Source organism: Bradyrhizobium genosp. SA-3 (assembly GCF_004212635.1).
GTDB lineage: Bacteria > Pseudomonadota > Alphaproteobacteria > Rhizobiales > Xanthobacteraceae > Bradyrhizobium.
The window spans coordinates 1-11,479 of sequence record NZ_PSRT01000205.1 but is presented as its reverse complement, the minus strand read 5'-3'; the positions used below and the strand labels follow the sequence as shown (position 1 = coordinate 11,479).

9 protein-coding genes and 3 pseudogenes are annotated in these 11,479 nt (G+C 65.4%); 9 read left to right on the top strand and 3 right to left on the bottom strand.

Annotated elements, in window-relative coordinates:
• The 4 genes and pseudogenes from CWO91_RS39275 to CWO91_RS45340 all read left to right on the top strand — a co-directional run.
• Positions 1 to 682 (top strand): annotated as a pseudogene (locus tag CWO91_RS39275) (ribonuclease E/G); the annotation flags it as partial.
• Positions 683 to 898: 216 nt separating this feature from the next.
• Positions 899 to 2,395 carry an amidase gene (locus tag CWO91_RS39270; RefSeq protein WP_130220731.1) on the top strand — a complete coding sequence of 499 codons (1,497 nt, stop codon included), beginning with the start codon at positions 899 to 901 and terminating at the stop codon, positions 2,393 to 2,395.
• A gap of 42 nt (positions 2,396 to 2,437) precedes the next feature.
• On the top strand, positions 2,438 to 3,670 hold the full coding sequence (locus tag CWO91_RS39265; protein ID WP_130220730.1) for an NAD(P)/FAD-dependent oxidoreductase: 1,233 nt from the start codon (positions 2,438 to 2,440) through the stop codon (positions 3,668 to 3,670).
• A gap of 15 nt (positions 3,671 to 3,685) precedes the next feature.
• Positions 3,686 to 3,778, top strand: a pseudogene (locus CWO91_RS45340) (3-beta hydroxysteroid dehydrogenase); the annotation flags it as partial.
• A 26-nt stretch (positions 3,779 to 3,804) separates the two neighbouring features.
• Here the strand turns inward: CWO91_RS45340 and CWO91_RS39255 are convergent.
• From CWO91_RS39255 to CWO91_RS39245, 3 genes are all read right to left on the bottom strand, one after another.
• Positions 3,805 to 5,139, bottom strand: a complete 1,335-nt coding sequence (locus tag CWO91_RS39255; protein ID WP_130220729.1) for a dicarboxylate/amino acid:cation symporter — start codon at positions 5,137 to 5,139, stop codon at positions 3,805 to 3,807.
• Positions 5,140 to 5,223: 84 nt separating this feature from the next.
• A complete protein-coding gene (locus CWO91_RS39250) occupies positions 5,224 to 5,781 on the bottom strand; it encodes a biotin transporter BioY (protein ID WP_130220732.1) in 558 nt (185 codons plus the stop codon).
• Between the two features lie 90 nt (positions 5,782 to 5,871).
• Positions 5,872 to 7,059 (bottom strand): pyridoxal phosphate-dependent aminotransferase, encoded by a 1,188-nt coding sequence (locus CWO91_RS39245; protein ID WP_130220728.1) that lies wholly within the window; start codon positions 7,057 to 7,059, stop codon positions 5,872 to 5,874.
• A 193-nt stretch (positions 7,060 to 7,252) separates the two neighbouring features.
• On the opposite strand from CWO91_RS39245, the gene CWO91_RS39240 reads away from it, so the two are divergent.
• The 5 genes and pseudogenes from CWO91_RS39240 to CWO91_RS39220 form a co-directional block, all read left to right on the top strand.
• A complete protein-coding gene (locus tag CWO91_RS39240; protein WP_130220727.1) occupies positions 7,253 to 8,653 on the top strand; it encodes a M48 family metalloprotease in 1,401 nt (466 codons plus the stop codon).
• Between the two features lie 100 nt (positions 8,654 to 8,753).
• On the top strand, positions 8,754 to 9,521 hold the full coding sequence (locus CWO91_RS39235; protein WP_130220726.1) for a DsbA family protein: 768 nt from the start codon (positions 8,754 to 8,756) through the stop codon (positions 9,519 to 9,521).
• A 217-nt stretch (positions 9,522 to 9,738) separates the two neighbouring features.
• Positions 9,739 to 10,542, top strand: coding sequence for a DUF1236 domain-containing protein (locus CWO91_RS39230; protein ID WP_091888030.1), 804 nt, complete (start codon positions 9,739 to 9,741; stop codon positions 10,540 to 10,542).
• Positions 10,543 to 10,769: 227 nt separating this feature from the next.
• A complete protein-coding gene (gene aroQ / locus CWO91_RS39225; RefSeq protein ID WP_130220725.1) occupies positions 10,770 to 11,237 on the top strand; it encodes a type II 3-dehydroquinate dehydratase in 468 nt (155 codons plus the stop codon).
• Between the two features lie 35 nt (positions 11,238 to 11,272).
• Positions 11,273 to 11,479, top strand: a pseudogene (locus CWO91_RS39220) (acetyl-CoA carboxylase biotin carboxyl carrier protein); the annotation flags it as partial.

Genomic DNA, 11,479 nt, shown 5'->3' with positions numbered 1-11,479 from the left:
CCGGCGCGGCCGCGGCGGCCAGCGCGACAGCGAATTGCGCGAGGATGGCGCGCCCACGCTTCCTGAGGCCGCTATGGCAGCCGGCGAAGGCGAAGAGGATTCAGAGTCCGAGCAGGACGGCGAGGAAGGCGAGGAACAGGCAGCCCGCGGCGAGCAGCAGGGTAGCGGCGATCGCCGCCGCCGCCGTGGTCGCCGTGGCGGACGCCGTCGTCGCGGTGGCGCCGAGGAGGGTCTTGCCGGCTCCATCGGCGACGAGCTCGCTACCAGCGCGCCGCCGGAGGCGACCGACGCAGTCGCCGATTTCGACAGCTTCGGCAGCGAGGCTGCGCCCTCGATTGCACAGGCCGAACACTCCGCCGAACCGCAGGCGGCGCAGCCTGAACCGCGCGCCGACGTGCAGAGTGAGGTGCCGGCCCGGCCGGAGCCGGCTCCCGCTACGGCGACAGCAGCACCGGAAGAAGAGCCCGACGAAAAGGCCGCGCGACGCCGCTCCACCGTCCGGGAAAAGGTGAGCTTCCTGCTGCACAGCCAGCCCGAACCCGCAACACCGGTTGCGCAGCCGACCGAACCGGTTGCTGCGCCCGCGCCGGCAGCTGAGCCCGCACCGCAAGCCGCAAACGAACCTCCGGCCGCCCCGCGCCGTGCCGGCTGGTGGTCGCGCCGCTTCGGCGGGGGCGAATAAAGCCGAATATCAAATGCAAAACGCCCGGCACAGCCGGGCGTTTTTGTTTTGGCGCTCTCCTTGCTCGCACTATTGCGGCCGTTCGTCTGCACCGAGCGGCGCAGTGAACTGGCGGAGCTAGAGAGAATCTCCGAAGCGCAAAAACTCGGTGTGCAGTGCGCCCAACCGAGTTTCCGATATGCTAGATCGTCTTCACGATTTGAAAAGGGATTGGCATTGTCAGAGCTTTGCGATTCCGGCGCGGTTGAACTGCGCCGCCTGCTGGCCGCCCGGGCGATCTCGCCCGTCGAGCTGCTGGAGTCCTGCCTGTCGCGGATCGCCACCATCAATCCGGCCGTCAACGCCGTCGTGACGCTGGACGTATCAGGCGCACGCGCCGCGGCCAAGGAAGCCGAGGCCGCCATCCTGCGCGGCGAGGATCGTGGCGCCCTGCACGGGCTTCCCGTTCTCATCAAGGACACCCAGGACACGGCCGGGCTGCGCAGCACCTATGGCAGCCCGCTGCTCAGAGACAACGTCCCGGCGGCCGACCAGGGCTCGGTCGCGCGGCTACGCGCGGCCGGTGCCATCATCTTCGGCAAAACCAACACGCCGGAATGGGCCGCGGGCGGCAACACCCGCAACCCCGTGTTCGGCGCGACCGGCAATCCGTTCGACCCCAGGCGCTCGGCGGCCGGCTCATCCGGCGGCTCGGCGGTGGCGCTCGCCTGCGGCATGGCCCCGCTCACCTCCGGCTCGGACACCGGCGGCTCCTTGCGCAATCCGGCAGGCTATGCCGGCATCGTCGGCATGCGTCCGTCCTACGGCCTCGTGGCCAGCGAGAAGCGCGCGTTCGGCTGGTCCAATCTGTCGACCGATGGGCCGATGGCGCGCAATGTCGCCGACACCGCGCTGATGCTGTCAGTGATGGCGAGCGACGATGCGCGCGATCCGCTCGCCTACACGCTACCCGGCGAGCCCTTGCGTGGCTGCGCCGAGCGCTGGGCCGCGCCGCGTCCCGTCGATCTCGGCAAGCTGCGCCTCGCCTTCACCGAGGACTTTGGCTTCGCTCCGACCGAGCAGGCGATCCGGCGCGTGTTCCGCCAGCGCGTTGGCAAGCTTGAGCCGCTCTTCGCCGCATGCCGCGAAGCGACGCCGGATTGCGCCGGCGCGGACGACGCCTTTGCCGTGCTGCGCGCGGGCATGTTCCTGGCGACGCACGGCAAGAACTACAAGGAGCGTCCTGAGATGCTCGGCCCCAATGTCCGCGCCAATGTCGAGGAAGGGCTCGGCTACACGCTCGAAGACCATGCGCGCGCCGCAACGACACAGACGCGGATCTATCGCGCCTATCAGAGCTTCTTCGAAGCGACCGACGTGCTGATCAGCCCGACCATCACGCTGAGCCCGCGGCCGTGGTCGGAGCTCTACCCCGCCGAGATCGACGGCACGCCGACCAAGTCGTACTTCCACTGGCTCGCGCTCGCCTATGCCGTCACGCTTCCCGGCCATCCCGCCATCAGCATTCCGCTCGGCCTCGATGAAGCCGGCCTGCCCTTCGGCCTCCAGATCGTCGGTCCGCGCGGCGGCGACGCCGTCGTGCTCTCGGTTGCCGCAAGCATCGAAGCGGCGTTCGCGGATGATACGCAATTGTGCCGGCCGGTCCCCGATCTGGCGCAGCTCGCCGCGGCGCCGCCGCTGTCGGCCGCACCAGGCTTCCTCGCCTGGGAATGACCCGACCTCGTCCACAACCAGCCTGACAGGAGAATTCTGCCAATGCAAAGCGCGATCGTTCTCGGCGGCGGCATGATCGGCGTCAGCGCGGCGCTGCACCTGCGGCAACGCGGCTGGTCCGTCACGCTGGTCGACCGCAGGGAGCCGGGCCGCGAGACCAGCTACGGCAATGCCGGGATGATCCAGGCGGAAGCGGTCCGCCCCTATCCGATGCCGCGCGACCTCGCCACGCTCCTGAAGATCGCAACCGGCCGCACCAACGACGTGCGCTACAGCCTGTCGTCGCTTCATCTCCATATCGAGCCCCTGCTCCGCTATTGGTGGCATTCGGCGCCGAAGCGGCATCGCGAGGCGATCGAGGCCTGGGCACGGCTGATCGCCTATGCGACGGCGGAGCACGACATCCTCATTCGCGAAGCCCATGCCGACAATCTCATCCGCCGCGCGGGCTATCGCATGCTGCATCGCGATCCTGCGTCATTCGATCTCGCGATCAAGACCGCGGAGGAAGACCAGCGCGAATTCGGCGTGAATTTCCGCGTGCTCTCCGGGAGTGAGCTTGCCAAGGCCGAGCCGATCCTGCGCGACGACCTTCCCGGCGCGATCCATTGGCTCGACACCTGGACCGTGTCCGATCCGGGTGCCCTCGTCACGGCCTATGCCGAGCTGTTCGAGCGCCTCGGCGGCACCATTGTTCTCGGTGATGCCCAGAGCCTGCGGCAGACCGCGACCGGCTGGTCCGTCGATACGGACCAGGGACGTCTCGACGCTCCCCACGCCGTCGTGACGCTCGGGCCGTGGTCGCCCGATCTGTTGCACAAGTTCGGCTATCGCATTCCGCTGGTACGCAAGCGCGGTTACCACATGCACTACAGCGGCGGCGCCTCGCTCGACCTCCCGCTCGTCGACAAAGGCGGCGGCTACGCCATGGGCCCAATGGCCAAGGGCATCCGCATCACCACCGGCGCGGAATTGACCGGCATGGACGCGCTGGCAACGCCGGTGCAGCTCGCCAGCGCCGAGGCCTCCGCACGCGAGCTGATCGATCTCGGCAAGCGGGTCGAGCCCGATCCGTGGTTCGGCACGAGGCCCTGCACGCCCGACATGCTCCCGGTGCTTGGGCAAGCTCCGCGACATCCTGGCCTCTGGATGAATTTCGGTCACGGCCACCAGGGCTTTACGCTGGGGCCCGCGACCGGACGCCTGCTCGCCGAAATCATGAGCCGTGAGACGCCGGCGATCGATCCGGCGCCCTATCGGCCGGAGCGGTTTTAGCTGTCGACGTTCCAATCTCGAGCGAAGACGCGCGCCTTGCTCGGATGGACGCCGAAAGAAAAAGGGCTGATCGAGGATCTCGACCAGCCCTACTACTTCGACGTCTGACAGCGCGCTGCGCTGCCGGATCCGGATCAGTCGGTCGTGATCGCCGTCTCCATGTCGGTCGGATCGATCTGCTTGGAGAGATTGGCCTTGAGTTTGTCGCGATCGAGCTCGCCCTCCCACCAGGCGACGATCACGCAGGCGACGCCATTGCCGCACAGGTTGGTCAGCGCACGGCATTCGCTCATGAACTTGTCGATGCCGAGCACGATCGCCATGCCCGGCACGAGGCGCGGATCGACCACCGCGAGCGTTGCCGCCAGCGTGATGAAGCCGGCACCGGTGATGCCGGAGGCGCCCTTCGAGGTCAGCATCGCCACGACCAGGATCGTGAGCTGCTGGCTGAAGGAGAGATCGTAACCGAGTGCCTGCGCAATGAAGAGTGTCGCCAGCGTCATGTAGATGTTGGTGCCGTCGAGGTTGAACGAGTAACCCGTGGGCACCACGAGGCCGACCACCGACTTGGAGCAGCCGAGCCGCTCCAGCTTCTCCATCAGGGACGGCAGCGCGCTTTCCGACGACGAGGTGCCGAGCACGATCAGCAGTTCGTCCTTGATGTAGGCCAGGAACTTGAAGATCGAGAACCCCGCCACGCGCGCGATGATGCCGAGCACGACGAACACGAACAGCGCCGCGGTGACGTAGAACGTGGCGATCAGCCCGACCAGGTTGAGGATCGCGCCGGTGCCGAACTTGCCGATCGTATAGGCCATCGCACCGAACGCGCCGATCGGTGCTGCACGCATAACGATGGAGATGACGCCGAACACGGCATGCGCGGCGTCGTCGATGAAGCTGCGGATGGTGTGGCCGCGCTCGCCAAGGCTCATCAAAGCAAAGCCGAACAGCACCGAGAACAGCAACACCTGGAGGATCTCGCCTTGCGCGAAGGCGCCGACCACGGTGTCCGGAATGATGTGCAGCACGAAGTCGACCGACTTCTGACCGGCAGCCTGCTTGGCGTAATTTGCGACGGCCGCCTCGCTTGCCGCGCCACTGCCGAAGCCCGCGCCGGGCTTCACCAAGTTGCCGATGATGAGTCCGATCACCAGCGCGAAGGTCGAGACGACCTCGAAATAGACCAGCGCCTTGACGCCGATGCGGCCGACCTTCTTGGCATCCTGGATATGGGCGATGCCCGAGACGACGGTGCAGAAGATGATCGGAGCGATCACCATCTTGATCAGCTTGATGAAGCCGTCGCCGAGCGCCTTGATCCACTCGTTGGTGGCGAGCTGTGGCCACAGCCAGCCCACGATGGCGCCGAGCACGATGGCGATCAGGACCTGGACGTAGAGGATTTTGTACCACGGCTTGGCAGCGGGCGGGGCGACCGGCGCTTCCGCCATCGTTGTCGTCGTCATCGTTTCACTCCCCCTCAAATTATCGGGCCAGCCAAGATCAACTTGGCCGGCCCTGTCAATTGGAACTGCTCGTTACCGCGCGTTTTACCCGCGGCGATCGACGATCCGGCGCGCTGCCGGCATCAACGCGGCGCCGAGCGCGTTCTTGACCAGCGAAGCCGCAATAAACGGCACAATGCCGACCTGCCAGGCCTTCGCGGCGCCGAGGCCAAGGCCAAACGCCAACCAGCCGAACCCGGCGGCGAGAATGACGATATGGCCAACGGCCATCGCCGCAAACAGCAGCACCACGCGGCGATCCCAGCCGCGCTCGGCGAGCCAGCCGGTCACGAAGGCTGCGGCAATGAAACCGAACAGATAGCCTGCAGTCGGACCAATTAGCGGTGCAATGCCCCCCACCGGACCGGCAAACACCGGCAGGCCGAGCGCGCCCTCGGTGAGGTAGGCGATCATGGTTGCGCTGCCAAGGCGCCAGCCGTAGGCAGCGCCGATCATCAGCACCACCAGCGTCTGCAACGTCATGGGCACATAGGGCAGCGGCAGGCTGACCTTGGCTGATAGCGCCATCAACGCGGTGCCGAGCGCAATCAGCACGAAGGCGCGCACTGCGCCGACGGTTTCGCCCGGCCGGGTCGGCCACATCAATGCGGCGAGAGGAGAATGCGACGTGGCGACGGGCGCGGCAGATCGGTCAGACAAGATGAACTCCGGAAGGCTGGTCAAAACTGGCGGCTATTTAAGCCAGTCAGCGATCCGGTCAACTGCCTCGCGCATCTCCTCGGGCGAACGTGCGTAGGAAAAACGAACGAACGAGCGTCCATGGATGGGATCGAAATCGAGGCCGGGCGTAGCCGCAACACGAGCCTGTTCCAGCATCTGCTTGGCGAACTCGAAACTGTCGGAGGTGAAGTCCGAGACGTCGGCATAAAGATAGAACGCGCCGTCGGCGGGCAGGAACCTGGTCAGGCCGGCCTTGGGAAGTCCCTCGATCAGAATGCGCCGGTTTTCCTGGTAGCCGTGCTTGATCTCCTCCATCTCGGCCGCGCCGTCGAAGGCGGCCTCGGCCGCGATCTGCGACAGCGCCGGCACCGAGATCGAGAGGTTCTGCTGCAGCCGCTCGATCGGCCGCACCAGGATCTCAGGCACGACCATCCAGCCGACGCGCCAGCCCGTCATGCAAAAATACTTCGAGAACGAGTTGATCACGAGTGTCTGGTCCGACAGCGCCGCCGCCGTCACGGCCGGAAACGCATAATCCAGCCCGTGATAGATTTCGTCCGAGATGAAGCGGATACCTGCGTCCTGCGCGGCCGCGATCAGGCCAGTGAGCGCCTCGCGGGACATCATGGTCCCCGTCGGATTGGCGGGGCTGCCGACCAGCACGCCTTTCAGCGGCGCCTTGCGATGGGCAGCAAGCAGCGCCTCGCCGGCGAGCGCGTGGCGCGTCTCGTTCGTGGTCTCGATCAGCACCGGCTCGCAGCCGAGCGCGGTGAGGATATGACGGTATGGTGGATAGCCTGGTACGGTCACCGCGACGCGATCGCCGGGCTCGAACATCGACAGGAAGGCCAGGATAAATCCGCCCGAGGAGCCGGTCGTCACCACGATCCGCTCGGGGCTGACGTCACAGCCATAGACATCGCGATAATGCCGCGCGATGCGCTCGCGCAGCGAGGGGATGCCGAGTGCGGAGGTATAATCGATCCGCCCCGCCTCGAGCGCGGCATGGGCGGCCGCGATCGCGGTGCTGGGTGCGCCGGCTGCGGGCTGGCCGACCTCCATATGGATAACATGGCCGCCGGCGGCCTCGATTCGGGCCGCCGCGGCCATGACGTCCATCACCATGAACGGGGGAACATCGCTGCGGCGGGAGGGCTCGAGCCACTGTCCCAACCGGTTCCTCAATGTCGCATCGTGCATCGATTTCTGCTATTCGCTGGCGGACCGGTCCGTCCGGTCCGGAACACGGGGGCGCTTGCGCCCCAGACTAGCCGCATTGTACGGCTCATAAGGGGTAAGGCTCACAAGGGCATATCGCGTATCCGGTCCGCCGCCAATCGCCAAAACCAATCACGAAACTGCTTGACCAAGACCGTTTGACCCAGACCGCTTGATGTTGCTCCAGATCGCATTGCGCAAGAAGGCTTCCGCCCTCACCGCCCTCGTTACGGCCACGGCGATCGCGCTGACGCCGTTCTCGGCTGCGCGCGCGCAGGCCAAGGGGCCGCCGGTCCTGCGCGACACCGAAACCGAGCAGCTCCTGCGCGAATATACCCGCCCGATCCTGCGCGTCGCCGGTCTGGAGAAGCAGAACATCCAGATGGTGATCATCAACGACGGCTCGTTCAACGCGTTCGTTGCCGACGGCCGCCGCATCTTCGTCAATTGGGGCGCGATCCTCCAGTCGGAGACGCCGAACCAGATCATCGGCGTGCTCGCGCACGAGACCGGGCATCTGGCGGGCGGCCATCTGTCCAAGCTGCGCGAGCATCTCGCCACGGCGCAGACCCAGATGATCATCGCGATGCTGCTCGGCGCCGGCGCAATCGCCGCCGGCAGCACGCAGCGCAGCAGCGCCGGCAATAACGGCCTTGCCAATGCGGGGGCGGCCGCCATCGCCGCTCCGCAGGAGATGATCCGCCGCACGCTGTTGTCCTACCAGCGCCAGCAGGAGGAGAACGCCGACCGTGCCGGCGTGAAATTTCTGACCGCGACGGGGCAGTCGCCGAAGGGCATGTACGAGACCTTCAAGCGCTTCACCAGCGAGAGCCTGTTCGCCGCGCGCGGCGCCGATCCCTATCTCCAGTCGCATCCGATGCCGGCCGAGCGCGTCGCCGCGCTGCAAGAGTTCGCAAGCTCCAGCCCCTATTGGGACAAGAAGGACGATCCCGCGCTCCAGCTCCGCCATGACATGGTGCGGGCCAAGATCTCCGCGTTCATGGAGCGGCCGGAGACGGTGTACCGCCGCTATCCCCAGACCAACGACAGCTTGCCGGCGCGCTATGCCCGCGCCATCAGCACCTATCTGCATGGGGATTTGCGCAGCGCACTGACCCAGATCGACGCGCTGATCCAGGTTCAGCCAAACAATCCGTACTTCTACGAAGTGCGCGGCCAGGCCTTGCTGGAGAGCGGCAAGCCCGCCGAGGCGATCGCTCCCCTGCGCAAGGCCGTGCAGCTTTCGAACAATGCGCCCCTCATCGAGATGTTACTTGGGCAGGCTCTGGTTGGAACCGATAATAAGGCCTACACCGACGACGCCGTTCGGATTCTCCGCGCCGCGGTGGCACGAGAGCCCGAGGCCGCGCTCGGATATACTCAGCTCGCGATGGCCTATGGCCGGAAGGGAGACTATGCCGAGGCGGATCTCGCGTCGGCGCAAGCCGCCTACCTGCGCGGCGACAACAAGACCGCCCGCGAGCTCGCCACGCGCGCGAAAACCCGTTTCGCCGTCGGCACGCCCGGATGGGTCAAGGCCGACGACATCGTGGCGGCCAAGCCGCCGCGCAACTGACGCAACGCAAACGACGCCCGACACCACGACGTCACGACATCGAGCTCTAAGTCCGCCGCGACGTTTTACCGAAACCTGCTTTGGATAAGAGGATTTGACCATGCCTTCGCTGCGCCTGCTTGCTCCCGCGCTGTTTGCGCTCGCCATGTTCGGCGCAGCCGCCCCCGTGTCGGCGGACAGCTTCTCCGATAGCCAGCGCACCGACATCGAGGCGATCATCAAGAACTATCTCGTCAGCCATCCCGAGGTGCTCGAGGAGGCCATGACCGAGCTCAGCAAGCGTCAGGCCGCGGCCGAAACCCAGAAGCACGAGGCCAGCATCGCGCAGAATGCCGACGCGATCTTCAATTCGCCGCGCCAAGTCGTGCTCGGCAACAAGGACGGCGACGTCACCTTCGTCGAGTTCTTCGACTACAATTGCGGCTACTGCAAACGCGCCATGGGCGACATGCTCGATCTCATGAAGAGTGATCCGAAGCTGAAGGTCGTGCTGAAGGAATTTCCCGTACTGAGCCAAGGCTCGGTCGAGGCGGCCCAGGTCGCCGTCGCCGTGCGCATGCAGGATCCCTCCGGCAAGAAATATCTCGACTTCCACCAGAGACTGCTCGGCGGTCGCGGCGCGGCGGACAAGGCGCGCGCGATTCAGGCCGCCAAGGAGGCTGGTCTCGACACCGCGAGAATCGAGAAGGACATCGCCAGCCCCGAAGTGCGCGCCACCATCGAGGAGAACTTCAAGCTCGCCGAAGCGATGGGCATGAACGGCACGCCGAGTTACGTGATCGGCAAGCAGATCGTGATCGGCGCCGTCGGCGTCGAAGGTCTCAGGGAAAAGATTGGCATCGCCCGCTGCGGCAAAGCGACTTGCTGAGCGACACGACATTGCGTTGAAAGAGGCCGGCCCACAGCCGGCTTCTTTTTTTCGCGCGGTTCGGACCGTCGCAGTTTGTCGCGGTCCGGGCGGGATCGTTCATCCGGCATTCAACAAACAAAGCTCGTCGGAACCTCCTGATTTCGGAACGACCGCGCTCTCCTTTCGTTGTCGGCGCGGGCAATGACGCAAAGAAATCACGTGAGGAGAGGTTCAAATGACTAATCGCTTTTTGGTCTCGGTTGCAGCCTTGGCGCTGATCGCCGGCACCGGTTTCGCCAATGCGCAAGGAACCGGAACCAAGGACTACGGGAGTGGCCAGCAGACCCAACACAGCACGCAGCCTTCTGGTGAGCGCAGCGGCTCCATGGGCAAACAAGAGTCCATGGACAAGCAAGACAAGCATGACAAGGGAACGGTCGGTCAGGCCGGCGGCATGAAGGATCAGAAGGATCAGCCGAGCGCTCATGACAAGTCGACTCAGTCCGACAAGATGAACAAGGACCAGCCGGGTGCGACGCGTGAGAAGTCAACGCAGTCGGAGAAGTCGTCGACGGTCGGCCAAAGCCCGCGGAGCGACGAGAAGTCCAAGGGTAGCATGAGCAAGGAAACCGAGACCAAGGGCAGCAAGGACATGAAGCCCCAAGGTCAGGAAGACCGCAGCGGTATGAATGCGCCTGGCCACCAGGGTTCCCAAACCCAGACCCAGACCCAGACCGGGACCGAGCGGTCGCAGACGACGACCGGCCAGGCTGGCGCGGCCGCCAAGCTCTCGACCGAGCAGCGCACGCAGATCACCTCAGTGATCCGCGAGGAGAAGGTGGCGCCCGTGACCAATGTGAACTTCAACATTTCGGTCGGCACCCGCATCCCGCGTGAGGGCATTACGCTCCACGCCCTGCCGTCGAAGGTCGTGACGATCTATCCGGAGTGGCGGACCTACAAGTTCGTCTTGATCCGCGAGGAAATCGTGATCATCAATCCGGATACCTATGAGATCGTGGCGATCCTGAACGCCTAAGGCCGGATCACGGCAACCTCAGGGGGCGGGCAGCGATGCCCGCCCCTTTGCGTTCACCGGCAGCCATGCTTTGGACCGGTTAACAAGCAATTTCCGCAGCTTCCGCACAGGTTTTTGCGCACTGGATGAGGTCCTTGAAGCCACCCGGGAGGCCCTTCAAGGCTTCCCCTCACGCGCTTTGTTACCTATAACCCCCGCCACGCCGAAGCACCTCTTCCGGGATTGGAATGGCTGAACCTGCGACCGACACGATCCTCGTCCTGAACGGGCCGAACCTCAACATGCTGGGGACGCGCGAGCCCGAAAAGTATGGCCATGCGACGCTGGCCGACGTCGAGGCGCTGTGCCGGGAGACGGCGGCAGCGTTCGGACTCAAGGCCGACTGCCGGCAGTCCAACCGCGAAGGCGAGCTGATCGACTTCATCCACGAGGCACACGCCCGCAAGATGAAGGGCATCATCATCAATGCCGGCGGCTACTCCCACACCTCGATCGCGCTCCACGACGCGCTGCTCGCGGTGCAGATTCCCACGGTCGAAGTGCACGTGACCAACATCCACGCCCGCGAGAGCTTCCGTCATCACTCCTACACCGCGCACGCGGCCTTCGCCTCGCTGTGCGGTTTCGGCATCGAAGGCTACCGCCTCGCGATCCAGGGCCTTGCCGCCAAGCTCGGCATCAAGCCCAAAGCCTGACGCCCCCTTCCAACAGAACATTCGGATCAAACAACATGGCGCGCCAGCCAGACGACAAAGCAGCCGCAAAATTTTCCAGCGAGGATTCCGCGCTCGTCCGCGAGCTTGCCTTGCTGCTCGATGAGACCAGCCTCACCGAGATCGAGATCGAACGTGCGGGCCTGCGCCTGCGCGTCGCCCGCAACGTCAGCGTTGCCGCGACCATGCCGATGCCGGTGGCAGCCGCTCCCGCCGCCCTGCCG